This window comes from Bradyrhizobium diazoefficiens USDA 110, from assembly GCF_000011365.1.
GTDB lineage: Bacteria > Pseudomonadota > Alphaproteobacteria > Rhizobiales > Xanthobacteraceae > Bradyrhizobium > Bradyrhizobium diazoefficiens.
This window is the reverse complement of record NC_004463.1, coordinates 6,503,253-6,529,347: the sequence shown is the minus strand read 5'-3', so window position 1 is coordinate 6,529,347 and position 26,095 is coordinate 6,503,253. Positions and strand designations below refer to the sequence as shown.

The 26,095-nt window shown below is 65.7% G+C and carries 23 protein-coding genes; 16 read left to right on the top strand and 7 right to left on the bottom strand.

All coding sequences use genetic code 11. The annotated features are described in order from the left end of the window. Nucleotides 1-115 precede the first annotated feature (115 nt). From BJA_RS42435 to BJA_RS30045, 3 genes are all read left to right on the top strand, one after another. On the top strand, nt 116-271 hold the full coding sequence (locus BJA_RS42435; RefSeq protein ID WP_165448167.1) for a hypothetical protein: 156 nt from the start codon (nt 116-118) through the stop codon (nt 269-271). Nucleotides 272-416: 145 nt separating this feature from the next. Then, nucleotides 417-1,346: an aspartyl/asparaginyl beta-hydroxylase domain-containing protein gene (locus BJA_RS30050; protein ID WP_011088676.1), complete on the top strand. Its 930-nt coding sequence runs from the start codon at nt 417-419 to the stop codon at nt 1,344-1,346. A gap of 12 nt (nt 1,347-1,358) precedes the next feature. Beyond that, nucleotides 1,359-1,817 carry a YybH family protein gene (locus BJA_RS30045; protein WP_038967034.1) on the top strand — a complete coding sequence of 153 codons (459 nt, stop codon included), beginning with the start codon at nt 1,359-1,361 and terminating at the stop codon, nt 1,815-1,817. A 66-nt stretch (nt 1,818-1,883) separates the two neighbouring features. Here BJA_RS30045 and BJA_RS30040 read toward each other — a convergent pair whose 3' ends face one another. From BJA_RS30040 to galE, 3 genes are all read right to left on the bottom strand, one after another. Next, the gene (locus tag BJA_RS30040; RefSeq protein WP_011088674.1) at nt 1,884-2,585 is read right to left on the bottom strand and encodes a fumarylacetoacetate hydrolase family protein; all 702 of its coding nucleotides are present in this window, start codon (nt 2,583-2,585) and stop codon (nt 1,884-1,886) included. A 35-nt stretch (nt 2,586-2,620) separates the two neighbouring features. Next, a complete protein-coding gene (locus BJA_RS30035; RefSeq protein ID WP_011088673.1) occupies nt 2,621-4,423 on the bottom strand; it encodes an ABC transporter ATP-binding protein in 1,803 nt (600 codons plus the stop codon). Nucleotides 4,424-4,541: 118 nt separating this feature from the next. Further along, nucleotides 4,542-5,555 (bottom strand): UDP-glucose 4-epimerase GalE, encoded by a 1,014-nt coding sequence (gene galE, locus BJA_RS30030; RefSeq protein ID WP_028173210.1) that lies wholly within the window; start codon nt 5,553-5,555, stop codon nt 4,542-4,544. 127 nt (nt 5,556-5,682) lie between these two features. On the opposite strand from galE, the gene BJA_RS30025 reads away from it, so the two are divergent. Next, the gene (locus BJA_RS30025) at nt 5,683-6,720 is read left to right on the top strand and encodes a glycosyltransferase family 4 protein (RefSeq protein ID WP_011088671.1); all 1,038 of its coding nucleotides are present in this window, start codon (nt 5,683-5,685) and stop codon (nt 6,718-6,720) included. 178 nt (nt 6,721-6,898) lie between these two features. Here the strand turns inward: BJA_RS30025 and waaF are convergent, their stop codons facing one another. Continuing rightward, entirely contained in the window at nt 6,899-7,969 is a 1,071-nt protein-coding gene (gene waaF / locus BJA_RS30020; protein ID WP_011088670.1) for a lipopolysaccharide heptosyltransferase II, read from the bottom strand. 159 nt (nt 7,970-8,128) lie between these two features. On the opposite strand from waaF, the gene rfaD reads away from it, so the two are divergent. The 6 genes from rfaD to BJA_RS29990 all read left to right on the top strand — a co-directional run bounded on the left by rfaD (nt 8,129) and on the right by BJA_RS29990 (nt 16,051). Next, nucleotides 8,129-9,109 carry an ADP-glyceromanno-heptose 6-epimerase gene (gene rfaD, locus BJA_RS30015; protein WP_011088669.1) on the top strand — a complete coding sequence of 327 codons (981 nt, stop codon included), beginning with the start codon at nt 8,129-8,131 and terminating at the stop codon, nt 9,107-9,109. 12 nt (nt 9,110-9,121) lie between these two features. Beyond that, on the top strand, nt 9,122-10,606 hold the full coding sequence (rfaE1, locus tag BJA_RS30010) for a D-glycero-beta-D-manno-heptose-7-phosphate kinase (protein ID WP_011088668.1): 1,485 nt from the start codon (nt 9,122-9,124) through the stop codon (nt 10,604-10,606). Continuing rightward, entirely contained in the window at nt 10,603-11,889 is a 1,287-nt protein-coding gene (locus BJA_RS30005; protein WP_011088667.1) for an O-antigen ligase family protein, read from the top strand. Before rfaE1 ends, BJA_RS30005 begins: the two co-directional genes overlap by 4 nt. Before the next feature lie 84 nt (nt 11,890-11,973). Then, a complete protein-coding gene (locus BJA_RS30000) occupies nt 11,974-13,884 on the top strand; it encodes an SDR family NAD(P)-dependent oxidoreductase (RefSeq protein WP_038967035.1) in 1,911 nt (636 codons plus the stop codon). Nucleotides 13,885-13,886: 2 nt separating this feature from the next. Next, nucleotides 13,887-15,107: a glycosyltransferase family 4 protein gene (locus BJA_RS29995; protein ID WP_038967036.1), complete on the top strand. Its 1,221-nt coding sequence runs from the start codon at nt 13,887-13,889 to the stop codon at nt 15,105-15,107. Then, complete coding sequence (locus tag BJA_RS29990) at nt 15,104-16,051, top strand: NAD-dependent epimerase/dehydratase family protein (protein WP_011088664.1); 948 nt, start codon at nt 15,104-15,106, stop codon at nt 16,049-16,051. Before BJA_RS29995 ends, BJA_RS29990 begins: the two co-directional genes overlap by 4 nt. Here BJA_RS29990 and BJA_RS29985 read toward each other — a convergent pair. Continuing rightward, entirely contained in the window at nt 16,039-17,058 is a 1,020-nt protein-coding gene (locus BJA_RS29985; protein ID WP_011088663.1) for an MraY family glycosyltransferase, read from the bottom strand. The two genes, BJA_RS29990 and BJA_RS29985, sit on opposite strands and share 13 nt — an antisense overlap. Further along, a complete protein-coding gene (locus tag BJA_RS29980; RefSeq protein ID WP_011088662.1) occupies nt 17,055-18,014 on the bottom strand; it encodes a lysylphosphatidylglycerol synthase transmembrane domain-containing protein in 960 nt (319 codons plus the stop codon). Before BJA_RS29980 ends, BJA_RS29985 begins: the two co-directional genes overlap by 4 nt. A gap of 221 nt (nt 18,015-18,235) precedes the next feature. Here BJA_RS29980 and BJA_RS29975 point away from each other — a divergent pair, with 221 nt between their 5' ends. The 5 genes from BJA_RS29975 to murJ all read left to right on the top strand — a co-directional run bounded on the left by BJA_RS29975 (nt 18,236) and on the right by murJ (nt 24,755). After that, on the top strand, nt 18,236-19,225 hold the full coding sequence (locus BJA_RS29975; protein WP_011088661.1) for an SDR family NAD(P)-dependent oxidoreductase: 990 nt from the start codon (nt 18,236-18,238) through the stop codon (nt 19,223-19,225). Between the two features lie 7 nt (nt 19,226-19,232). Beyond that, nucleotides 19,233-20,645: a mannose-1-phosphate guanylyltransferase/mannose-6-phosphate isomerase gene (locus BJA_RS29970; protein ID WP_028173221.1), complete on the top strand. Its 1,413-nt coding sequence runs from the start codon at nt 19,233-19,235 to the stop codon at nt 20,643-20,645. Between the two features lie 185 nt (nt 20,646-20,830). Next, complete coding sequence (locus BJA_RS29965) at nt 20,831-21,835, top strand: Gfo/Idh/MocA family protein (RefSeq protein WP_011088659.1); 1,005 nt, start codon at nt 20,831-20,833, stop codon at nt 21,833-21,835. Between the two features lie 51 nt (nt 21,836-21,886). Further along, a complete protein-coding gene (locus BJA_RS29960; protein ID WP_038967037.1) occupies nt 21,887-23,038 on the top strand; it encodes a DegT/DnrJ/EryC1/StrS family aminotransferase in 1,152 nt (383 codons plus the stop codon). Nucleotides 23,039-23,225: 187 nt separating this feature from the next. Further along, entirely contained in the window at nt 23,226-24,755 is a 1,530-nt protein-coding gene (gene murJ, locus BJA_RS29955; protein ID WP_011088657.1) for a murein biosynthesis integral membrane protein MurJ, read from the top strand. 133 nt (nt 24,756-24,888) lie between these two features. Here the strand turns inward: murJ and BJA_RS29950 are convergent, their stop codons facing one another. Further along, a complete protein-coding gene (locus BJA_RS29950; RefSeq protein WP_011088656.1) occupies nt 24,889-25,401 on the bottom strand; it encodes a hypothetical protein in 513 nt (170 codons plus the stop codon). Nucleotides 25,402-25,748: 347 nt separating this feature from the next. Here BJA_RS29950 and BJA_RS29945 point away from each other — a divergent pair, with 347 nt between their 5' ends. Then, nucleotides 25,749-26,024, top strand: a complete 276-nt coding sequence (locus BJA_RS29945) for a DUF1127 domain-containing protein (protein ID WP_038967038.1) — start codon at nt 25,749-25,751, stop codon at nt 26,022-26,024. Nucleotides 26,025-26,095: the final 71 nt, after the last annotated feature.

Below are 26,095 nucleotides of genomic sequence, written 5' to 3'. Positions count from 1 at the left end.
GCGTATACGGCTGCCGCGCTGAATCGGCGATGCTGCCCTGACGGTTAACGCGGATTTAACGGATGAGTCCTAGCCTGTCTCGGCCGGGGTTACTCGCAAGGCCGAGGTGAGCCCAATGGAAGCCCAGAAGATCGCGGTCGACGCCGTCGTCGCGCTGACCGATTGCGACCGCGACGCCGTCATCGCGTTCATCCGCCGGCTCTATCTCGCCGGCGTAACCGACCCCAAGCGCCTGACCTTCAAGGGTCTCCAGGCACTGGCGCGGGCGTAATTCGGCTCGTTTCGGCCGGTTTCAGCCCCAGGTTCCGTACCCCCGCTCTCCCCAGCGTGATTGCAACCTACCGGCGAATATCTTGCCGCTCGGGCCGGCTCGGAGTAGATCACGTCCCCGGCTGGGTCACTCGGGAACTGGGGAAATGCTGAAACAGCTTTTTGCGCCGCAACTCGTCATTCTGTATGTACTCGCGGCATCGACAATCTACGTTCACTTCCGCGGCAAGCAACGGCTGCGCTTCGCGCGCCAGCTTGGCGATCACTCGACCTATCTCGCCCCCTACAATGTGCTGATGTATGCGGGCTCGGCGGTGCCGAACAAGCCGGTGATCCCGGTCGAGCAGTTTCCCGAACTCGAGCCGCTCAGCGAGAATTGGGAGACCATCCGCGACGAGGCCGTGCGCCTGTTCGACGAAGGCTTCATCCGCGCAGCCGCCAAGAACAACGACTGGGGTTTCTACTCGTTTTTCAAGAGCGGCTGGAAGCGGTTTTACCTGAAATGGTACGACGACTTCCTGCCGTCGGCGCGCACGCTGTGCCCGAAGACGGTGGAGCTGCTCAATTCGATTCCGAGCGTGCACGGCGCGATGTTCGCGATGCTGCCGCCCGGCGGCAGGCTGGGCGCGCACCGCGATCCCTTTGCCGGCTCGCTGCGCTATCACCTCGGCCTCGTCACGCCGAACTCGAACAAGTGCCGCATCCTGGTCGACGGCGTCGAATGCGTCTGGCGTGACGGCGAGGCCTTCATGTTCGACGAGACCTTCATCCACAGCGCGGAGAACGCGACCGACGTCAATCGCATCATCCTGTTCTGCGACGTCGAGCGCCCGATGAAGTTCGGCTTCATGACCGCGATCAACCGCTGGGTCAGCCATCACATCGTCAAGGCATCGGCGACCCAGAACGTCGACGGCGAAAGCGTCGGCGTGCTCAACAAGGTGTTCGGCAAGCTTTACGAGATCCATCTCGCCAGCCGCAAGGTCAAGGAGTGGAACCGCAACGTCTACTACACGCTGAAATACTCGCTGACGGCGCTGATCCTCGGTCTGATCGTGATGTCGGCGTTGCGGTAAACCGAGGTGCGAATGGTCCCCTTGCCGACCGCGAACACCGAGATAGTGCAATTCTTCCGCAAGTGGCTGGAAACCTTCGCGGGCTATGTCCGTGAGGTCGACTACGCTTCGGCGAGGCCGCTGTTTCATCCCGAGGTGCTTGCTTTCGGCACGCACAACGATGTCATCCCGGGCCTCGACCAATGGGTCTCAACGCAATGGGACAACGTCTGGCCGAAGACGGCCGACTTCCGTTTCGTGCTCGAGCAGACCTCGGTTCTGGCATCCCCCGACGGAGCGATGGCAACCGTGATCGCGCCGTGGACGAGCACGGGCTATCATCCCGACGGCAGCGCGTTTCCGCGTCCGGGCCGGGCGACGATGGTGTTCTCCAAAACCGCCGACGGCTGGCTGTGCGTGCATTCCCACATGTCGCTCAATCGCGGTGTGCCGCAGGTGAGCCACGCCAATCGGCCGGTGAAGGCCCGGTAGATGCGATCCGAACAGAAAAGGCCCCGGACATGTCCGGGGCCTTTCGATTTCGAGATGTCGTGCAGCCTATTCCGGCTGACCGATCGCAACCTTCAGGGTGCCGACGCCGTCGACGCCGCATTCGAGCTTGTCGCCGGGCTGGAGCTGCGACACGCCGGCCGGCGTGCCCGTCATGATGATGTCGCCGGCGGCGAGCTTCACCTGCTGCGAGAGCTGCCAGATGATTTCAGGCACGTTCCAGATCAGCTCGGTGAGGTCGCCCTTCTGCGCCTCCTTGCCGTTGACCGTGAGCCAGATCTTGCCCTTGGCGGGATGGCCGATCTTCGCGGCCGGCTGCACGGCGGAGCAGGGCGCGGAATAGTCGAACGACTTGCCGATCTCCCACGGACGCTCCTTCTTGCGCGAGGCGATCTGGAGGTCGCGGCGGGTGAGGTCGATGCCGACGGCGTAGCCGTAGACATGGTCGAGCGCCTTGTCGGCGGGAATGTTCAGCCCGCCGCTCTTCATCGCGACGATCAGTTCGACCTCGTGATGCAGGTCCTTGGTTAGCGGCGGATAGGGGATGGTGGCGCCATCGGGCACCAGCATGTCGGCGTGCTTGGCGAAGAAGAACGGCGGCGCGCGCTCGTCATTGCCCATCTCGCGGATGTGCTCGAGATAGTTGCGGCCGACGCACCAGATGCGGCGCACCGGATAGCGGCCGCTTTCACCGACGACGGGAAGCGAAGCCTGGGGCGGAAGCGGGATGACGTAGGAGGCGGCGTTCATGAAGCGGTCTCGCTGCTCTTGGGGTAAAGGGAACTCTATGCGGTTGCGCTGATCGGCGCCAGAGTGCCGGCGTCGTGATGTTGCAGGCGGAAGAACGAGGCGTAGCGGCCCGAGCGGCGCAGCAGCTCGTCGTGCCGGCCCTGTTCGACGATCTCGCCGCCCTCGACCACCAGGATGCTATCTGCGTGCATGATGGTGTGCAGGCGGTGCGCGATCACGATGGTGGTGCGGTTCCGGCAGAGATGCTCGATCGCTTCCTGCACCTGCTTCTCGGACTCGGAGTCGAGCGCGGCGGTGGCTTCGTCCAGCAGGATGATCGGTGCGTTCTTGACCAGCGCGCGCGCGACCGCGATGCGCTGGCGCTGACCGCCCGAAAGCTGCGTGCCGTGCTCGCCGACCGGCGTGTCGTAGCCGAGCGGGAAGCTCATGATGAAATCATGCGCGCAGGCCGCTTTCGCGGCGTCGATGATCTGGTCTTCGGTCGCGCCCGGCTTGCCGAAGGCGATGTTGTTGCGGATGGTGTCGCGGAACAGATAGACGTCCTGGCCGACATAGGCGGTCTGAGCCCGCAGCGACTTGCGCGAGACCGCGCCGATCGACTGGCCGTCGATGACGATGTCGCCCTGCGTCACCTCGTAGAAGCGCAACAGCAGCCCCAGCACGGTCGACTTGCCGCCGCCGGAGGGGCCGACCAGCGCGGTGACCTTGCCGGGCTCGGCGGTGAAGTTCATGCGGTTGAGGACGGTCTCGCCAGCGCGATAAGAAAAGCTGACGTCGCGCAGCTCGATCCGCGCGTCCGACAGCTTCAGCGCCGGCTTGTCGTCGTCGGAATGCTCGCTCGCCGGGCTGTCGACGACCTCCAGCAGCATGCGCGCGCCGACGAGCTGGCTGTTGAGGTCGATGTTGAGCCGCGCCAGCCGCTTGGCCGGCTCGGTCGCCATCAGGAAGGCGGTCATGAAGGAGAAGAACGCGCCGGGCGTGGCGTTGAGCGCGACTACGCTGTAGCCGCCGTAAAGGAGACAGCCGGCGACCGCGAAGCCGCCGAGCATCTCCATCAGCGGATTGGAGCGGTTAGCGACGCGGGCCATCTTGTTGGCGTTGCGCTCGACGATCGCGATGTTCTCGTCGATGCGCTTCTGCATGGTCTCTTCGAGCGTGAAGGCCTTGACGGTGCGGATGCCTTGCAGCGATTCCTGCATCGTCTCCATGATGTCGGCGGTGCCGGTGAACTGGTTGAAGGCGAGGCCCTTGATGCGCTTGACCAGCTTGCGCAGCACCAGCATCGCCGGCGGCACCGCAACGAGGCCGATGAACGACATCAGCGGGTCCTGCCACACCATCACGCCGATCATGGCGAGCAGCATTAGCAAGTCGCGCCCGATGGCGTTGACCAGCATGTTGAGCACGTCGGTGATGGATTTGGCGCCGGCCGTCAGCCGCGCCAGGAATTCGGACGAATGCCGCTCGGAGAAGAAACCGATGCTCTCGCGCATCAGCTTGGCGAACAGCTGGCGCTGGTTGGTGGCGAGGATCGCGTTGGAGATCTTGGTCAGGATCACCATGTGGCCGTAGGTCGCCACGCCCTTGATGAACAGCAGGATCACCGTGATGCCCGAGAACATCGCGATGCCCGGGATGTTCTTGTCGACATAGGCCTGGTTGATGACCTGGCCGAGCACGTAGGTCGCGCCCGCGGTCGATCCGGCGGCAAGCGCCATCAGCGCGAAGGCGGTAAGGTAACGCCGCCAATAGACGATCCCCTGTTCCGTGACCAGGCGGCGAATCAGGACCGCGGCCGTATAGGGATCGTCGGTGATTTTCTTTGGAAACTGGGCCATCCGTAGTCCATTGACGGCGCAGGACAAAGCCTGCCCGCGCGTCAGGGATCGAAGGGCCTCTGTGCCCGCTAAAGCGGGGTTTTTCAAGCCCAATTAAGGGCTTGCGTCCGGATGGAATCTAGGCCGAGACGGCGTGGCGGAGCTCGCCGTGGCGCTCGCGGTACAGCTTGTCCTCCCAGGCCAGCGCATGGGCTGCGATGGTCTCGAGGTCGTCATATTGCGGCTTCCAGTCGAGCAGGCCGCGGATGCGGCTGGTGTCGGCGACCATGGTCATGATGTCGCCGGGCCGGCGCGGAGCGTATTGCACGGCGAAGCTGCGGCCCGAAACCCGGCGCACCGCGTCGATGGTCTCCAGCACCGAATAGCCGCGGCCATAGCCGCAATTCAGCGTCGTCGAGGCGCCGCCATTGCGCAGGTAAGCCAGCGCCGAGCGGTGCGCCTGCGACAGGTCCGTGACGTGGATGAAGTCGCGGATGCAGCTGCCGTCCGGGGTCGGATAGTCGGTGCCGAACACGTCGATCTTGGCGCGCTGGCCGGTCGCGGCCTCGACTGCGATCTTGAGCAGATGCGTGGCACCGACGGTGGCAAGGCCGATGCGGGCCTGCGGATCGGCGCCCGCGACGTTGAAATAACGCAAGGTCACGTACTGCATGCCGTAGGCGGCGGCGACGTCGTGCAGCATGATCTCGGTCATCAGCTTGGACGAGCCGTAGGGCGACAGCGGCCGCGTCGGCGCGTGCTCGGGCACCGGCACCTGGTCAGGATCGCCGTAGACCGCTGCGGTCGAGGAGAAGATGAAACGGCCAATGCCGCGCTTGACCGCGACGTTGAGCAGGTTGCGCGCGGTCATGAAGTTGTTGCGGTAGTAGCCGAGCGGATCGCGCATCGAATCCGGCACGACCACCGAGCCCGCGAAATGGATGATGCTCTCGATGTTGTGCTGGGCGATCACACCCTCGAGCAGGTTCTCGTCGCCGGCGTCGCCAATGAACAGCGGCACGCCCTCCGGCAGATAGGCGGAGAAACCGGTGGAGAGATCGTCGATCACGACGACGTCCTCGCCGGCTTCCGCCAGCGCCAGGACCGTGTGACTTCCGATATAGCCGGCGCCGCCGGTGACTAGAACAGTCATTGATCTCACCCGTCTTCGAGCAACGCGCCAAGTTAACGTTTGCGCGGTGAAGAGGGGGTTTCGGCGCGGCTGAACTGGTCACTATGCTTAATGTTGCGTATAGGGGGTCCGCTAAACGGAGCGTGACGTGGCGAATCCCCCGGACGATCTGCAAGTGATCGTGCCAAATCTGCACAGGCGCTATTCCGGGGTCACCGCGACCAACCGGATGGTGGCGCCGCGGCTGGCAAGACTGTATCGCGCGGCGTGGTTCGGCTCCGACGCGCCGGAGGGGATCGCGCGCCTGAGCGGTGCCGATTTCCTCAAGCTATGGCGCCGCAAGACGCCGCTGATCTGGCATGCGCGCCGCAACAACGAGATGATCGCCGGCGTCGTGCTGCGCGCGCTCGGCTGGCCGTTGAAACTCGTCTTCACCTCGGCGGCGCAGCGGCACCACAGCTGGATCACGCGATGGCTGATCCGGCGGATGGACGCGATCATCGCGACGTCGGACATCTCGGCCTCGTTCCTGAAGGTGAAGGCCACCGTGATCCCGCATGGCGTCGACACCGACGTCTATGCGCCGCCGACCGATCGCACTGCTGCCTTCGCGGAAGCCGCGCTGCCGGGCCGCTACGCGATCGGCTGCTTCGGCCGGGTGCGCGCGCAGAAGGGCACGGACGTGTTCGTCGATGCGATGTGCCGGCTGCTGCCGCGCTATCCGGATTTCACCGCCGTCATCGTCGGTCAGGTCACGCCCGAGCAGACGCCCTTCGCGAACGAACTGAGGAAGCGCATCGAGGCAGCCAACCTTCAGTCGCGCATCGTCATCACCGGCGAGCTGCCGATCGAAGCGGTGCAGCGCTGGTATCAGCGGCTGACGATCTACGCCTTCACCTCGCGCAACGAGGGCTTTGGCCTCACGCTGATCGAGGCGATGGCGGCCGGCAGCGCGCTGGTCGCCGCGCGCGCCGGTGCGGCCGAGCTCGTGGTGGAGGATGGCGTGACGGGCGTGCTGATCCCGACGGGAGATGCCGATGCGCTCGCAGCGGCGCTCGAGCCGCTGATGCAGGACGTCACGGCGGCCACTGCGATGGGCGAGCGCGGACGGGCGCGGGTGCTCGCAAAGTTCAGTCTCGATGCCGAAGCGGCGCGGATCGGCGAGGTCTATCGGCCGCTGCTCTGAGTCGCCGCTGTCGCGTCCCCAAACAAAAACCGCGAAAACAACCCCATGCACAGTAGTCGGTGCCAGCAGAATCAATGGCTTGGCGGCGGGGTCGCCGCGCTGCGGATTTTACGAAGCCGATTTGACTCGTCGGGCAAGACGCTGGCAGGATGTCGTCATCGGCGCAGCCCCAATGGCCTCAAGTCGTAACGCGCGCGCCCGCCTCACTCAGCACCCTTTGCGCGATCGCCACCACCTCCGACGCCGCGATATCGCGCATGCAGCGATGGTCGTTCATCTTGCAGATGGTGCTCTGGCAGGGCTGGCAGGACAGCACGCTCTTGTCCTGGACCACGGTCGCGGCAAGGCCGTTGAGGGGGGCCCAGAGGTAGGGGCTGGTCGGGCCGAAGATGCCCATGGTGGGCGTGCCGAGCGCGGCCGCGATGTGCATCAGGCCGGAATCGTTGGAGATCGCGACGCCGGCCGCGGCCATGGCCAGCACGCCGTTGCGCAGATCGGTGCCGGTGAGGTCGCGGACCCCGGGGCCGCCGGCCGCGACGATCTCCTGGGCGAGGCCCTTTTCCGCGGGGCCGCCGACCACCCAGACCTCCAGGCCGCGCTCGACCAGCAAGCGGGCGGCCTCCGGATAGTAGGTCCAGCGCTTTGAGACGCCGACCGAGCCGGGGGCAAGCGCCACGGCTGCCCCGGCGCTGAGACCATTGGCCTGCCGCCAACGGACGATGTCCTCGGCCGGGACCCGCAATTGCGGCACCGGCCATTCCGGGGGCAGGGGCGCGCCGTCGGGCTGGGCCAGGGCGGCGTTCTTGTCGATGAAGCGGGGCAGTTTTTTTTCGCCCCAGCGCCAGCGGTTGAGGAGGCCGAACCGGAACTCACCGACGAAACCGACCCGCTCGGGGATGCCGGCCAGCGCGGGCGCGATGGCCGCTTTCCAGGTTCGGGGCAGCACCAGGGCCGTGCCGTAGTTCCGCTCGCGCAGGAGCTTTGCCAGGCCGAACTGGCGGCCTACGGCGAGCCGGCTGCGCGGCAGGTCCCAGAGGACGCCAGCGCGCACGCCGGGCATGTAGTCGACTAGCGGGGCGCACAGCGACGTGGTCAGCAGATCGACCGGCCGGTTCGGCCAGCGTTCCTTCAACACCCGAACAACGGTGTGATTCCGCACGAAATCGCCGATCCACATGTAGGGAATGATCAGGATCGGGCGGGTGTCGCTCCGATCTGCGCTTCCACTAAGTTGCGAATCTCTGTTCATTCGTTAATAGGACCGAAGGCGAGCTGATGTGGCGGTTCGGTTAGCCGCTCCGGGCCGGCAGGTAAAGCCGGGAGAGCGCTGGTCCCAAAATGCTTACACTTTGGCAAATGATGCGCTACGGCAGGGATCGGGCCGCAAACATCGGGCAGGGTAGTTGGAATGTTGCTGGTGACCGGCGGAGCCGGTTTTATCGGGTCGAATGTCGTGGCTGCGTTGAACGACGCCGGCCGCAGCGACGTCGCCGTCTGTGATTTCCTCGGCACCGACGGCAAGTGGCGCAATCTCGCCAAGCGCCAGCTTGTGGATATCGCCCCCCCGGCCGAGCTGCCCGACTGGCTGAACGGCCGCAGGCTCGACGCCGTGATCCATCTCGGGGCGATTTCCGCGACCACCGCGACCGACGGCGACCTCGTGTTCGAAACCAATTTCCGCCTCTCCATGCGCCTGCTCGACTGGTGCACGGCGAATGCGGTGCCGCTGATCTACGCCTCCTCGGCCGCCACCTATGGCGACGGCGAGGCAGGCTTTGACGACGATGCGTCGCTGCCCGCGTTGAAGAAACTCCGGCCGATGAACCTCTACGGCTGGAGCAAGCATATGTTCGATCTCGCCGTGGCCGAACGGGTCGCGCGCGGCGAGAAGCTCCCGCCGCAATGGGCCGGCCTGAAATTCTTCAACGTGTTCGGCCCCAACGAGTACCACAAGGGCTCGATGATGAGCGTGCTGGCGCGGCGCTTCGACGACGTCAAGGCGGGCCGCGTCGTGCAATTGTTCAAGTCGCATCGCGAAGGCATTGCCGACGGCGACCAGCGTCGCGATTTCATCTATGTCGACGACGTCGTGCGCGTCATCATGTGGCTGCTGGCAACGCCCTCGGTGTCCGGGCTGTTCAACGTCGGCACCGGCAAGGCGCGCAGCTTCAAGGATCTGATGCTGGCTGCCTATGCGGCGCTCGGGGCGAGGCCCAACATCGAATATATCGACATGCCCGAACAGATCCGCAACAGCTATCAATACTTCACCCAGAGCGAGGTCGATCGCCTCTGCCGCGCCGGCTATAACGGCGGCTTCACGACGCTCGAGGATGCGGTGAAGGCCTATGTCGGGGATTATCTCGACCGGCCCGACCGCTTCCGCTGAGGCTCCAGGATCATGCCGACGCCCATTCTCGATTTCGACGCCCTCGCGCAAACGATCTCAGGCCGCACGGTGCTCTGCATCGGCGACATCATGCTGGACGAGTTCGTCTATGGCGAGGTGTCGCGGATTTCGCCGGAAGCGCCGACGCCGGTCATCGTTGCCCAGCGCAGCGAGATCCATATCGGCGGCGCCGGCAACGTCGCGCGCAATGTCGCCTCGCTCGGTGCGCGCTGCATCTTCGTCGGTCTCGTCGGCGAGGACGATGCGGGCAAGCGGCTCGCGGCCGCGCTTGCCGACCAGGCTGCCATCGAAAGCGTGCTGGTGTGCGATCCGTCGCGGCCGACCACGCGAAAGGTCCGCTTCGTCTCCGAGCATTTCTCCACCCACATGCTGCGCGCGGATTGGGAGCAGGCGCAGCCTGCTTCCGACGAGGTCGAGGCGAAGCTGATCGAGGCGATCCTGCCGCAGATCGCGCGCGCCGACATCGTGCTGCTGTCCGACTACGCCAAGGGCGTGCTGACGGCGCGGGTGATCCGCCACACCATCGACGCCGCACGAAAGCTCGGCAAGCCGGTGATCGTCGATCCCAAGAGCCTGAACTGGGCGATCTATCGCGGCGCGACGCTGCTCACGCCCAATCGCAAGGAATTTGCCGAAGCCACCCGCAGCCGCGCCGACACGCCGCAGAGCATCGTCGATGCCAGCGAGGACGTGATGCGGCTCGCCGATTGCGAGGCGATCCTGGTCACGCAAGGCGAGCACGGCATGACGCTGGTGCCGCGCAACGGCGCGGCCGTTCACGTTCCGGCCGTCCCGGTGAAGGTGCGCGACGTCTCCGGCGCCGGTGACACCGTCGCCGCCGCGCTCGCGGTCTCGCTCGCGGCGGGCGCGGACTGGGACACGGCGCTGCGCGTGGCCAATGCCGCCGCTTCCGTCGCCGTCAGCAAGCTGGGCACCGCCATTGTGAGCACGGCCGAGCTGCGGCGAAAGATCCTGCCGCACGCCTATCTCGCGGCCGAGGAGAAGATCGTGCTCGAGCCGGCGGCGCTCGACGCGCAGCTCGCGGAATGGCGCACGCAGGGCTTGCGGGTCGGTTTCACCAATGGCTGCTTCGACATCCTGCATCCCGGCCACGTCAAGGTGCTGACCGCGGCGCGCGGCGCCTGCGACCGCCTGGTCGTTGGCCTCAACAGCGACGCCTCGGTGCGGCGGCTGAAGGGCGCCGACCGTCCGGTCCAGGACGAGCGCGCCCGTGCCGAGGTGCTGGCCGCGCTCGAAGCGGTCGATCTCGTCGTCATCTTCGAGGAGGACACGCCGATCGACCTGATCACCCGGATCAAGCCCGCTGCACTGGTGAAGGGCGGCGACTACACCCGCGAGCAGGTGGTCGGCCATGAGGTCGTCGAGGCCGCCGGCGGGGTGGTCGTGCTGGTCGACATCCTCCAGGGTTTCAGCACCACGGCGCTGGTGCATCGCGCGCGGGGAGGGGCCAAGTGACGGCACTTGCCCGCGAGACGGCGAGCCAGATGCTGTGGCGGCGCCTGCGCAGCCCGGCGGCCTGGAGCGAGACCGTCGATCTGTTCGCCATCCTCACCGCGGCCTCGCTGCCCTGGTCGACGTCGCTTGCGGGCATCTTCAACGCCCTGATGCTGCTGTGCATGGTGCCGTTCCTCGACGTCCGCGCGTTCGTGCAGTCGCTCAAGCGTCCGATCTGCGTTGCGCCGATCGCGCTGGTCCTGCTCGCGCTGGTGGGAACGCTGTGGTCAGACGCCACCTGGGGCGCGCGTTTCTATGCCGTCAATCCGACCGTCAAGCTGCTCGTGCTTCCGGTCCTGCTCTATCATTTCGAGCGCTCGCGGCGCGGAAACTGGGTGTTCATCGCCTTCCTGGTGTCCTGCGCGCTGTTGTCGGTGATGTCGTGGATCGTCGCCTTCTACCCGGACCTCGCGCTGAAGAGCGACCGCGTTGAACGCGGCATCTTCGTCAAGAACTACATCGACCAGAGCCAGGAATTCACGCTTTGCGCGGTGGCGCTTGCCTATCCGATCGTGATGCTGCTGCGCCAGAAGCGCTACTGGTTCGCCGGGCTGCTCGCGGCGCTGGCGCTAAGCTTCTTCGTCAACATGGCCTTCGTGGTGGTGTCGCGCACCGCACTCGTCACCGTTCCGATCATGGTCGGCGTATTCGCGCTGCTTCATTTGAGGTGGCGCAGCATCGCAATCATCGCGGCCGCTCTGATCGCCGGCGCCGCTATTGCCTGGCAGGCCTCGCCGCAATTGCGCAAGACCGCCGACACCTTTGCCAGCGACTACACGCGCTATGTGGAAAAGGGCGAGCCGACCTCGATGGGCCTGCGGCTCGAATTCTGGCGCAAGTCCCTGGGCTTTTTCGCGGAGGCGCCGGTCATGGGGCACGGTACGGGCTCGACGCGCGGATTGTTCGAGCGCGTGGCGACACACGGTGCTCAAAACCAGGCCTCCGCCGAGGTGATCGGCAACCCGCATAACCAGACGCTGAATGTCGCCGTGCAATGGGGCATCATCGGAATCGTCGTTCTCTACGCGATCTGGATCCTGCATCTGCGCTTGTTTCGCGGCGACGGGCTGGCCAATTGGGTCGGCCTTCTGGTCGTGGTCCAGAACGTCTTCACCTCGCTGTTCAACTCCCATCTGTTCGACTTCCACGAGGGCTGGATGTACGTCATCGGCGTCGGTGTCGCCGGCGGCATCGTGCTCCAGGCACAACAGGCCGGGGCGAAGGTGGGGGAAGCCGGTTCCTGAGCGGCCGCGCGGCTGGCAAGTCCGGTCGAGATGGGTTATCAGCGCGGTCAGGTTGCAACTAACGGGATATTCATCGGTCGTCGGATGACGCGTCTTTCGCATCTCACCTTGCGCAATTTCCTGATCGCGCTCCACGACCTGCTGGCGACCACCGCGGCGCTGTTCGCAGCCTTTTATCTGCGCTTCGAGGGCGGCGACGGCTTCTACGACCGCCTGCCGCTGCTGTTCCAGATCCTGCCCTATTTCCTCGCCTTCAGCGTGGTCGTCTTCTTCGTCTTCAACCTGACCACGACGAAATGGCGCTTCATCTCGCTGCCCGACGCGCTGAACATCATCCGCGTCGCGAGCGTGCTGACGGTTGCCCTCCTGGTACTCGACTACATCTTCGTCGCCCCCAATGTCCGCGGCGCTTTCTTCCTCGGCAAGGTGACGATCGTCCTCTACTGGTTCCTCGAGATCTCCTTCCTCAGCGCGCTCCGCATGACCTACCGCTACTTCCGCTATACGCGGGTGCGGCGCCATGCGAGGACCGAGGATGCCGCGCCGACGCTGCTGATCGGCCGCGCCGCGGATGCCGAGGTGCTGCTCCGCGGCATCGAGAGCGGAGCGATCAAGCGAATCTGGCCGATCGGCGTGCTGTCGCCGTCGAACTCGGATCGCGGCCAGCTCATCCGCAACGTTCCCGTGCTGGGCGGCATCGACGATATCGAGGACGTCATCGGCGACTTTGCCAAGCGCAACAAGCCGATCGCGCGCCTCATCATGACGCCGTCGGCATTCGAGCCGGAGGCGCACCCGGAATCGATCCTGATGCGGGCGCGCAAGTTGGGCGTGATCGTCAACCGCATGCCCTCGCTGGAGAGCGGCGATACGCCGCGCCTCACCGCCGTCGCGGTCGAGGACCTGCTGCTGCGGCCGAGCGAGACAATCGACTATGAGCGGCTCGAGGCCCTGATCAGGGGCAAGGCGGTGATCGTCACCGGCGGCGGCGGCTCGATCGGTTCGGAGATCTGCGAGCGCGTCGTCGCCTTCGGCGCCGCGCGCCTGCTGATCGTGGAAAATTCCGAGCCGGCGCTCTACGCGGTGACGGAGGCGCTGGCCGCGCAGGGCTCGGCCGCTGCGGTCGAAGGGCGCATCGCCGACATCCGCGACCGCGAGCGCATCATGCGCCTGATGGCCGAGTTCAAGCCGGACATCGTGTTCCATGCCGCCGCGCTCAAGCACGTGCCGATCCTGGAGCGCGACTGGAGCGAGGGCGTCAAGACCAACATCTTCGGCTCGATCAACGTTGCCGACGCCGCCCAGAGCGCCGGCGCCGAAGCCATGGTGATGATTTCGACCGACAAGGCGATCGAGCCGGTGTCGATGCTCGGCCTGACCAAGCGCTTCGCCGAGATGTACTGCCAGGCGCTCGACCATGATCTCTCCGCAGGCAGCGGCGGCGCCAGGCCGATGCGGCTGATCTCGGTCCGGTTCGGCAATGTGCTGGCGTCGAACGGTTCGGTGGTGCCGAAGTTCAAGGCCCAGATCGAGGCCGGCGGCCCCGTGACGGTGACGCATCCCGACATGGTCCGCTACTTCATGACCATCCGCGAGGCCTGCGATCTCGTCATCACGGCGGCGACGCATGCGCTCGGAACGCAGCGGTCGGATGTCTCGGTCTACGTGCTCAACATGGGCCAGCCGGTGAAGATCGTCGATCTCGCCGAGCGCATGATCCGTCTCTCCGGCCTTCAACCCGGCTACGACATCGAGATCGTGTTCACGGGCATGCGGCCGGGCGAGCGCCTGCACGAGATCCTGTTCGCCTCCGAGGAGCCGACCCGCGAGATCGGCGTCGCCGGCATCATGGCCGCGCAGCCGAACGAGCCGCCGATGCAGACGCTGCGCAAGTGGATCGCGGCGCTCGAGCAGGCGATCGCGCGCGACGATCGCGCCACCATCAGGACCATCCTGAAGGATGCAGTTCCGGAATTCGGGTCGACCGCGGCCTGACCATGCAGTCTCAAGGCAAGATCGTCGTCGCGAGCCAGCATTATCCGCCGGATACGAGCACGACCGCGGCGATCATGGCCGAGATCGCCTGCCGCCTTGCCGCAGGCCACGAGGTCGTGGTGCTGTCGGGCTCACCAGGCGCGCTGCCGGCCGCGCAGACCGGCCCGGGCAGGCCGCGCGTCGTCGCGATCAGGAACCGGATGGCGGGAAAGGCGGCGCTGGTGCGGCGCGGCGCCTCCGAGCTGCTGTTCGCGTCGCGTACGTTCCTCGCACTGGTCCGGGAGCTGAAGCGAGGGGACGTCGTGCTCACCGTCACCGCACCGTTCATGCTGCCTTATGCGGTGGCGGCCGCGGCAAGGCTCAAGGGCGCCCGCTCGGCGCTGATCATGCACGACCTCTTCCCCGACGTGCTGGTGATGGCGGGCCTGCTGAAGCCCGGTTCGATGGTGACGCGGACGATGCGCTTCGCCAACAACCTGATGTTCCGCGCGCTCAATGCCGTCATCACCATCGGCCGCGATGCGGAGCGGCCGCTGCTGAGCTATGCCGGCATGAGGCGGAACAAGATCCGCTTCATCCCGAACTGGGCGACGATCGCGCCCGGGCCGCGTCCGCTGTCGCCGGACAATCCGTTCCGCAAGGCGATTCCCGCGCGTTTCGTCGTCGGCCTGTCGGGCAATCTCGGCTTCACCCATGATCCGGAGATCGTGTTCGAGGCGGCGCGCCTCCTGAAGGGCGAGGCGGATATTCACTTCCTGCTCTCCGGCTGGGGCATCGGCTTTGCACGGCTGAAGCAGTTGCAGGCGGCCGCGAACCTGCCCAATGTCTCCTTCGTGGCGCGGGTCGAGGATGCCGAGCTCGAGGCGTTCCTGGCGGCTGCCAATCTCTGGATCATTCCGTACCGGAAGGACGTTGCGGGGGTGTCGGTGCCGAGCCGGTTCTACAATCTGCTGGCGGTCGGCCGTCCCGTGGTGCTGGTGTCCGAGCCGGAGGCCGAGGCCGCGTTGACGGTGGTGGAGAACGGGCTCGGCTGGGTCGTGACGCCGGGCCGCGCCGACCAGCTCGCCGAGGCGATCCGCGCGGCGTCGCGTTCAGACGACGGTGCCATGGCGGAGCGCGCGGTGAAGGCGGCATCGAAGTTCGACCGCGCCACCGCGATGAACGCCTATGCCGCCCTCGCCGACGAATTGTTGCGCAACCCGGACCTTTCGGAGCAGCGATGAGCGAACGCAAACCGGTCGTGCTGGTCACGGGAGCGAGCGGCTTCGTCGGCGGTCATGTCGTGCCCGCCCTCGCACGCCAGGGGTGGTCGGTCCGCCGCGCCGTGCGCAGACCGACCGGTGCCGACGACGAGGTCGTGATCGAAACGATCGGTCCGGAGACCGACTGGCAGGCCGCGCTCGAAGGGGTCGACGCGGTCGTCCATCTCGCCGCGCGCGTGCACCACAAGCACGAGGAGCACGCGGTCCAGCTCTACCGCAACGTCAACATCGCCGGCACGCTGCATCTGGCGCACTCGGCGGCGACGGCCGGCGTGCGCCAGTTCATCTTCGTCAGCACCGTTCTCGTGCACGGCCGCAGCAATGAGGGCCGCGCACCGTTCAGCGAGAAGGACATCCTGACGCCGCGCGGCCTCTACGGCATGTCCAAGGCCGCGGCCGAGGCGGGCTTGAGGACGCTGGCGCGCGACAGCGCCATCAACATCTCGGTGATCAGGCCGCCGCTGGTCTATGGCGCGGGCGCCAAGGGCAATTTCGCGCTGCTGACGCGCGCGGTGAGCCTCGGGCTGCCGCTGCCCTTTGCCGCGATCCACAATCACCGCGCCTTCCTGGCCGTGCAGAACCTGTCGTCGTTCATCCTGCGCCGGCTCGCCCATCCCGACCCCGCCAGCAATTTCGAGATATTCCTGGTGGCGGACAAGGAGCAGGTCTCGACGCCCGAATTCATCGAGCGCCTGGCGAAAGCGTCCGGCAAGAGCCCGCGGCTGTTCGGCATGCCGCCGGACCTGCTCGGCACGCTCCTCCGCGTGATCGGACGGCAGGATACGCACGACAGCCTGATCGGCTCGCTCGAGCTCGACATCTCCAAGGCGATCGCAACCGGCTGGGAGCCGCAGGTCTCCCTCGACGAGGGCTTGCAGCTCGCGCTGTCGGTTCAGGACGCCTGAGGGCGGGAGAAGCGCCGCAGGACGACGCCGACGGCGATCGCGCCTGCGAGCAGGCAGGCGATCGTGACCGTGATCGAACCGGCGCGAACGGTGAGGATCGCCAGCAGTGCCAGCACGAGATTGAGCGCGAACACCTCGCCGACCACCCGCCGGACCTTGAAGCCATGGTCGGTCGCGCGCTGGTAAAAGTGCGAGCGGTGCGCCGACCAGAATTGTTCGCGGCGGGCGATGCGGCGAAACAGCGTGATGGTGGCATCCGCGAGGTAATAGGCCGGCAGCAGCAGCGCCGCGACCGGCTGCCCGTGCCAGGCGAGCTCCAGCAGGCACCAGCCGAGCAGAAGGCCGATCGGCAGGCTGCCGACATCGCCGAGAAACACCTTTGCGACGGGACGATTGAACGGCGCAAAGCCGAGCGTTGCGCCGCACAGGGTGGTGGCGAGCAGGGCGGCGGGCCAGGACAGGTCGCCGAGCCATCCCAGCAGCAGCAGCGCCGCGGTGATCGGCACCACTTCCACGACCGTCATCAGGTCGAGCCCGTCCATGAAATTGACGAGGTTCACGAACCAGATTCCGGCGAGCAGGACGAGGCCGCGCTCCAGCGCGAGCGGCAGCGCCGGGACGATGCGCGCCGTTTCGGGCGCGGTGAACACGACGGCTCCGACGGCGGCGGCTTGCAGCACGAGCCGAACCAGCACCGGCAGCGAGACGATGTCGTCGGCAAATCCCACCAGGGCGATCAGGACCGTCGCAGCGATCAGCGCCGGCGGGATCGCGACATTTGCCCAGGCTGCCCAGGCCGATGCGACCAGGAGCGTCGCTGATATCACCGCGATGCCCGCGCCCTGCGGAGTCGGAACGCGATGCGAGGACCGCGCGTTCGGCCGCGCCAGTGCGTAGCGCTGGAGCAGGGGACGGCTGGTCCAGGTGATGACGGCCGACACCAGCGCGGCGATCGCAACGGCAAGCAGCGAGGGTACGGCGGCGAGCGTATCGGCGGCCGGGTTCACTCCGGCACTCCGATCGGAGCCGACCCTTGCGCGGCCTTCTCCGCGCTGAGGATCCAGACCAGGCCGCCGATCGCGCCGACGATGAAATATACGGCGCCGAACAGCAGCGAGACGTTGACGCCCTCGCTTGCGGCAAGTCCCGCGAAGCCGAACGCCAGGCCCATCGTGGCTTCACGCAGTCCCCAGCCGGCGATCGAGATCGGCATCATCGTGATCAGCATCACCGGCGGCACGAGCAGGAAGACGTCGCTGAAGCGGACCGGAGCGGCGATCGACTGCACGACGCACCAAGCGACGACGGCGGCGAGCCCATGCACGGTGAGCGACAGGATCGCAACGATCGGTCCGCGCCTGCGGCTGAAGATCACGCGGTTCGCGATCACCGCGCAGGCGTGGATGTGGTGGGTGGCCCACCACCTCTTCAGCCATTGCCATTTCAGCGCGCCGAAGACCAGGAAGCCGAGGCCGCCCGCGAGCGCCGCAAGATCGACGAGCAGCAATGCCGAGCGTCCATGCGGATCGGTGATGAGGGTGTAGCTCCACGGCAGGCTCGCGACGATGAGGATCGCGAGCGCGACGAGGCCGATCGCGCGATCGACGAAGATAGAGTAAGTGGCCGCTCGCCAGCCGGCGCCGGCGCGCGCGACCAGCCACAGCCGGACCGCATCGCCGCCGATCGCGGACGGCAGGGTTTGGTTGAAGAAGGATCCGATCACGTTGTAGCGCATGGCCCGGCCGAGCTCGAGCGGCGCACCGCATTCGGCGCTGATCTGGCGCCAGCGCAGCACGCCGACGAAGATTTGCAGGAACGTGACGGCGATCGCGATGCCGATCCAGAACAGGCTGGTTACGGTGAAGCGCGACAAAAGTTCGGACAGATCGACCTTGCGCAGCGCCAGGTAGAGCAGCGCTGCGGAAATCAGGATCTTGGCCGTCGACAGCAGGATTCGGCGCATCTCGCCCGCATGAACAGGGTTTGCGAAGATTTGAGGCAACCCGACGCGAGGCGCCGAATTAGGCCGCTTTGGTATGGTCTTGGCGCCGATCTTGCAATAGCGGTTATCATGCGCGGTTATCCCGACCCGTCATGGCGGGCGGCGGGGCTATTGCGACCCCCTCGATGCGGCGGCTAAAGAAGCGCCGCAGGCGATCGAGCTAGGGATCCCTTGGGAACAGGATGATGGATCAGGCGATTTTGGTCACGGGTGCCGCCGGCTTCATCGGCTTCCACGTCGCCCGGCAGCTGCTCGCCGAAGGTCGGCCCGTGATCGGGCTCGACAATCTCAACAGCTATTACGACCCGGCGCTGAAGCAGGCGCGGCTCGAGCTGTTGCGTAGCGATTCCCGCTTCTCGTTCGTCAAGGCCGATCTGGCCGACCGCGAGACCATTGCGGCGTTGTTTGGACAGCACGCGTTTGCCAAGGTCGTGCATCTGGCCGCCCAGGCCGGCGTGCGCTACTCGATCGAGCATCCGCAGGCTTACGCCGATTCCAATCTCCTGGGCTTTCTCAACGTGCTGGAGGGCTGCCGCAACAACGGCTGTCGTCATCTGGTCTACGCCTCGTCATCCTCCGTTTACGGCGCCAACACAAAACTGCCATTTGCCGTGCAGGACCGGACCGATCATCCGGTGAGCTTCTACGCCGCGACCAAGAAGGCGAACGAAGTGATGGCGCAGTCCTACAGCCATCTCTACCGGCTGCCGGTCACGGCCTTGCGATTCTTTACCATATACGGCCCGTGGGGACGGCCCGATATGGCCATGTTTCTGTTCGTGAACGCGATCATGGCGGGGACGCCGATCCGGCTCTTTAACCATGGCAGGATGCGACGCGACTTCACCTATATTGACGACGTAACCCGTGTCGTGTCCAAGCTGATCGATCGGGTGCCCGCCGATGACCCGGCTGCCGCAAATGCGCCGTCTAAGGTCTACAATGTCGGCAACCACCGCCCCGAGGAGCTGATGCATGTCGTCGGACTTCTGGAGCAGGAGCTGGGTCGGACGGCGATCAAAGAATTGCTGCCGATGCAGCCGGGAGACGTCTTGGAAACGTTCGCGGATGTCGAGGACCTGATGCGCGACACCGGCTTTGCACCGTCAACGCCGATCGAGCACGGGGTTCGTAATTTTGTCACCTGGTATCGGGACTACTTCAAGGTTTGAGATGACGATGGACAAACGCATTATCCCCCTGATCATGTGCGGCGGTGCCGGCACGCGGCTGTGGCCGGCCTCGCGCGAGGTGCGCCCCAAGCAGTTCCTGCCGCTGTTCGGTTCGCGCTCGACCTTCCAGGACACGCTGCTGCGCGTCTCGGACGCCTCGCTGTTCGATCGTCCGATCGTCATCACCAATGCGTCCTATCGCTTCATGGTGCTGGAGCAGCTCGCCGAGATCGGCATCGAGGCCGACGTGATCCTCGAGCCGATGCGCCGCGACTCCGGCCCTGCGATTGCCGCGGGCGCGGTGTTCGCGCAGAACCGCGCCAGTGAAGCGATCGTGCTCGCGCTCGCCGCCGACCACGTGGTGCAGGACAAGGCCGCCTTCGTCGCGGCCTGCCGCGAAGGCCTCACCGCCGCGAGCGCCGGGCGCATCGTCACCTTCGGCGTCAAGCCGGAGCGGCCGGCGACCGAATACGGCTATATCAGCCTGGGCGAGGTGATCTCCGGCGAGGTGCACGCAGTCGCGCGCTTCGTCGAGAAGCCGGACGCGGTGAAGGCGGCCGACTACGTCAATTCGGGCTATCTGTGGAACAGCGGCAACTTCATGTTCCCGGCAACCGTCCTGCTCGACGAATACCGCAAGGTCGATGCGGCGAGCGTGGAGGCGGTCTCCAATGCGGTCACCAACGCCGGCCGCGATCTCGGCTTCGTGACGCTGGAGCCCGAGGCGTTCGGTTCGGCGAAGGCGATCTCGATCGACTACGCGGTGATGGAGAAGACCTCGCGCGCGGCCGTCGTGCCGGTGTCCTGCGGCTGGTCCGACGTCGGCTCCTGGCACGCGGTTTGGGAATTGTCGGAGAAGGACGCGCAGGGCAACGCCGCGCACGGCGCCGCCGTGTTCGAGGATTCGCGCAACTGCAACGTCACCACCGATTCCGCGCTGGTCGCGCTCGAAGGCGTCGACGATCTCGTCGTGGTCGCGACCGCCGATGCGGTCCTGGTCTCGCGCCAGAAGGATGCCAACGGCCTGAAGCGCCTGGTGACCAAGCTCAAGGCGGTGGCCCCGAAGGTCACCGAGGAGCATCTCAAGGTGCATCGGCCCTGGGGCAGCTACCAGTCGGTGGACAATGGCGAGCGCCACCAGGTCAAGCGCATCGTGGTCAAGCCCGGCGGGCGGCTGTCGCTGCAGAAGCACCATCACCGTGCCGAGCACTGGATCGTGGTTCGCGGCGCGGCGCGGGTCACCGTCAACGAGACCGTGAAGACGGTGCACGAGAACGAGTCGATCTACATCCCGATGGGCGCGGTGCACCGGATGGAGAATCCCGGTAAAATCATGCTGGAACTCATCGAGGTCCAGACCGGCAGCTATCTCGGGGAAGACGACATCATCCGGATTGAAGACGACTATCAAAGGTCGTAACCAGCAGGCTCCGAACAACGTGACCCGGGCCGAAAGAGCAGTATCTTTCAGCGGCTTAAGGCCCGGGGAACGTGTAACTTTTTGAATCAAATCGTGTCCGGGCCGGAAGCTCTGCATTCGCCACAAATGTGGCGCCCGTGCTAGAAGCGGCCCGGGGATTTGCGGTTGAATCGGGGTTTGCTCAGATGAGTTCCAAAGGGTCAGCGCCTGCCAAAGCAGGCTTGCGTGTCGGTGTCGTCGGCGCGGGCGTGATGGGCAGCAACCATGCGCGCGTGCTCGCGGGTCTTCCCGGCGTCACCCTCGTCGGCGTGGTCGATCCCTCGCCGACGCACCTGACGCGCACCACCGAGCTTGCCAACTGCCAAGGGTTCGAGACGCTCGACCAGCTCCTGGCCGCCGGCGTCGATGCCGTCACCATCGCAGCGCCCACCCATCTGCATCACGAGGTCGCGCTCGCCTGCATCGCCAAGAACAGCCACGTACTGGTCGAGAAGCCGATCGCCTCCACGGTCGCCGAAGGCCGCGAGATCGTCGCCGCCGCGCAAAAGGCTGGCGTCACGCTGATGGTCGGCCATGTCGAGCGCTTCAATCCGGCGGTCGCCGCGGTCAAGCAGGCGATCGCGGGCGAGGATATCCTCTCGATCGCGATCACCCGCGTCGGTCCGTTCCCGCCGCGCATGTCCAATGTCGGCGTCGTCATCGACCTCGCCGTGCACGACATCGACCTGATCCGCTGGTTCACCGAATCCGACATCGTCGAGGTGCAGCCGCAATTGTCGAGCGCGGTCGCCGAGCGCGAGGACATCGCGCTGCTCCAATTCCGCACCGCCAACGGCGTGCTCGCCCACATCAACACCAACTGGCTGACGCCGTTCAAGGCACGCAGCGTCACGGTCGCGACCCGCGGCAAATACGTGATGGGCGATCTGTTGACGCGCCAGGTCACCGAGTGCTTCGGCTTCAAGCCCGACGGCAGCTACTCGATGCGGCATCTGCCTGTCGGCCATGACGAGCCGCTGCGGGCAGAGCTGATCGCGTTCCTCAAGGCCGTGCGCCACGGCGAGACGCCGGCGGTCACCGGCGATGAGGGCGTTGCCAGCCTCGAGATCGCCACGCAGTGCCTGGAGACGCCGTCGCGTCCCGCCGCGACGTCGCCCGCCCGCAAGGGTCCGCGCCGCGTCGCCGGCTGATCTCCATCCATGTCGGCTTCCCAAACTTCGCAAGACAATCAGCAAGGCGCCATGAACCAGCATCTGCGGTCCGAACCCATTCCCTTCATCGACGTCGGCTCGCAGCGCCGCCGGCTCGGCGCCTCGCTCGATGCGGCCGTCAAGCGCGTGCTCGACCATTGCCAGTTCGTCAACGGCCCTGAGGTCGCCGAGCTCGAGAAGCAGCTCGCGGCCTATTGCGGCGCCAAGCACGTCATCGGCTGCGCCAGCGGCACCGACGCGATCCTGATGGTGATGATGGCGAAGAATGTCGGGCCCGGCGATGCCGTGCTGTGTCCGTCCTTCACCTTCATCGCGACCGCCTCGCCGGTGGCGCGGACCGGCGCGACGCCGGTCTATGTCGACGTGGACGAGGCGACCTTCAACATGAGCCCGGAATCGCTCAAGCGCGGCATCGCGTCCGCCCGCAAGGCCGGCCTCAAGCCGGCAGCGGTCATTCCGGTCGACCTGTTCGGCCAGCCCGCCGATCACGACGCCATCGCCGAGATCGCAAAGGCCGAAGGCCTGTTCGTGCTCGACGACGCCGCCCAGGGGTTTGGCGCGAGCTACAAGGGCCGCAAGCTCGGCACCCTGGCGCTTGCTACCGCCACCAGCTTCTTCCCGGCAAAACCGCTCGGCTGCTTTGGCGACGGCGGCGCGATCTTCACCGATGACGACGAGCTCGCGGCGACGCTGCGCAGCATCCGCGTGCACGGGCAGGGCATCGACAAATACGACAACGTCCGTCTTGGCCTCACCGGCCGGCTCGACACCATGCAGGCTGCGGTCCTGATCGAGAAGCTGAAGATTTTTGACGACGAGATCGCTGCCCGCAACCGGGTTGCCGAACGCTATGAGCGCGGGCTCAGCAACGTGGTCACCGTGCCGCGCCTTAGCCCCGGCAACACCTCGGTCTGGGCGCAGTACACCATCCGCCTGCCCGAGGGGACCGACCGTGACGGCTTTGCCGCGGCGCTGAAGGCCCAGGGCGTGCCGACCGCGATCTATTACGGCAAGTCGATGCATCAGCAGACCGCCTACAAGCAGTATCCGGTCGCCGAGGGCGGGTTGCCGGGTTGCGAGAGCCTGTCGCAGGACGTCATCAGCCTGCCGATGCACGCCTACCTGACCGAAGCCGACCAGGAGCGAATCATCGCCGCCGTGCGCGGGGCGATTGCGGGTTGATCTTGGTTCACCTCTCCCGCTCGCGGGAGAGGTCGGCGCGAAGCGCCGGGTGAGGGTTCTCTCCTCTGGGGGAGTCTTTCTTGTTGAGACACCCTCTCCCCAACCCTGCCCCGCGAGCGGGGGAGGGAGCAGACCGTCCCCGCGGTTTGCACCTAGACCTGATCTCGCCATGCTCTAAAACAGACGCATGCTCGGACGCATCTTCACGGTCGGTGGTTACACGCTGCTTTCGCGGCTGACGGGATTTGCCCGCGACATCATGCTCGCGGCGATCCTCGGCGCCGGCCCGGTGGCCGACGCCTTTTTCGTGGCGCTGCGGTTGCCGAACCATTTCCGCGCGATCTTCGCCGAGGGCGCGTTCAACGCCGCCTGGGTGCCGGCCTATGCGCATGTCCATGGCGAGCGCGGGGAGGGGGCGGCCAAATTGTTCGCCGACCGCATCTTCACGCTGCTCTTGGCTTCGCAAGTCGTGCTGCTCATCGCCGCCTGGCTGTTCATGCCGCAGGCCATGAGCATTTTGGCGCCCGGCTTCAGTGAGGATGCCGAGCAGCGCAAGCTTGCGATCGAGCTGACCCGGATCACCTTTCCCTATCTGCTGCTGATCACGCTGGTGACGCTCTATGGCGGCATGCTCAACGTGATGCAGCGCTTTGCCAGCGCCGCGGCCGCGTCGATCTTCCTCAACGTCGCGATGATGATGACGCTGGCAGTTGCCGTCTGGTTTCCGACCGCGGGCCACGCCGCGGCCTGGGGCGTCCTGATCTCGGGCTTCCTGCAATATTTCCTGCTCGCCGGCGATCTCGCCCGCCATGGCGGCCTGCCGCGCTTTGCGCCCTTGAAGCTCGACGAAGACGTCCGCGGCTTCTTCAAGGCGCTGGGGCCTGCGACGCTGGGCTCGATGGGCACGCAGGTCGCGCTGTTTGCCGACACCATCATCGCGACCTTCCTGCCCGCGGGCGCGCTGTCGGCGCTGTATTATGCCGACCGTCTCAACCAGCTGCCGATCGGCGTCATCGGCATCGCCATCGGCACGGTGCTGCTGCCGGAGATGTCGCGGCGCATCACCGCCAACGACCATGACGGCGCGATGAAGGCGCAACGCCGCGCGTTCGACTTCACGCTGCTGTTCTCGATCCCGTTCGTCGCGGCCTTCCTCACCGTGCCCGACGAGATCATGCGCGCGCTGTTCGCCCGCGGCGCGTTCTCGAAGGCCGATGCGGTTGCCGCAGGCAGCACGCTCGCCGCCTACGCCATCGGCCTGATCCCCTTCGTGCTGATCCGCAGCGCGGTCGCGACTTTCTACGCGCGCAAGGACACCGCGACGCCGGTGCGGGCGTCGCTGACCGGCATCGCCGTCAACGTCGCGCTGAAGCTCGCCCTGATGGGATCGCTCGCCCAGATCGGCCTCGCGCTGGCGACCGCCGTCGGCGTCTGGACCAATCTCTTGCTGGTGCTGTTCTTCGCCGTGCGGCGTGGCTTTCTGGTGCTGGACCGCGCGTGGCTGCTGTCGCTCGCGAAGTTCCTGCTGACCGGATTGATCCTCGCCGCAGCCTTCTGGCTGATCGCGCGCTTCAGCCCGGCCGCTCTTGCCTCCGTGCATGCCTTCCGGGACGAAGCGACGTTGGCTCTGCTCGCCGTCGGAGGCACGATCGTCTACGCGCTCGCGATCCTCATCCTGTTCGGCCGCAAGTGGCTGATGTCGCTGGTGCGCGGCTAGGCGAGATCGGTAGGTTCGTCCGCTCCGCCTGTAAGGGCAGACCTGCGGCAAGCCAGAGTGCGCGTCGACTGCGGAGCCATAAGCGGGCATCAGTGACTGAGCAGCCGAAGCTGAGCCTTTACGGGAGATTGGTTCAAAGACCGCGAGCCGCATGAAGCCATTCGCGACGATTCCAATTGGCGCTGCGGCAGCCGATTGGAGCGCAATAGTATCGATTGTCGTCTGTTTGAACCAAGCAGATCAGGACTTTGCCCAAGAGCAAATGATATCTCGCTCGCGACTCAATGATGTCTAGAACCCCATGAGCAAAGTCGCGGTCAATCGAGACGAGCCCGTGAAAGCCTTCTAGAGCAAGAACGCTTCGACCAGTATTGGCGAATGGATACTCCCCGAAGCCATCATTCAGCGCGTCTAGGTTGCCTCGCCATGGACCGTAGCCGAATTGCTCCCTCCAATGGAGCACCTCCGATAGCTGCATAAGAAAGTTCGGCAGACCATTGTCGCAAGCAACCTCGGCAACTTCATAACCCAGTTGCCTTAGGTCTTCTTTTGCTGCGCCGAGAACGGCCGGATTCCAAAATAACGTAACAGCTCCGTTTTGCAGAAAATCCCAATCGGCTCGATCCATATCTGCGTCAGTGAACATCGCGCCACCGTATCAATCGTTCCGGCTCATTTCCATCTGGCAATGCCGAGGCGGTCAAAGAGAGTGCCGCACAGCCTCCGAAAGTGGCAGCGCGAAGGGCTCGCCTCCAGGATGCAGACAGCCTCCGCACATCCCTTGATTTTATGCGATTGCCGTGGTAGTGTCGCCTCATGATCAAATCAGTGCGCAACACCAACTCGATGCACATGACCCGCTTCGGCTGGGCCGTGGGAGGAGTCGCGCGCTAGGAATTCGACGACGACATCTTTTCCACCAGGCCCCGCCGGCATCGGACGGGGCCTTTTGTTTGGCCACGCTCCCTGCCGGCACAACAGCAGGAGCGTCCCATGCCACCGCAACAGACTAACATCACCTCCGAGACGGGGGGTGATGCCGCGAGGCTTCGCCTCGACCCCTCTGCCGTCTTGAGCCTGCTCAAGCGCTACTGTCGCGCGTTTTGGGAGCAGTCCCGGAGCCGACGGGTTGCCTTGCACGACCTGAGCGACAGGGAGCTGATGGATATCGGCCTGACGCGCGGCGAGATCGACTACTTCACGTCCGCAAGGGCTCTCGACAAGCTGAGAGATCGCGCGATGGATCCGTGGCGGCGCGGTGGGATGTAGCTAAGTCAAAGGGCTTGGTGGGCTGCGTCTTCGCGACCGATCCTTCGGGGACGCCCGCTTTTGGCGGACTC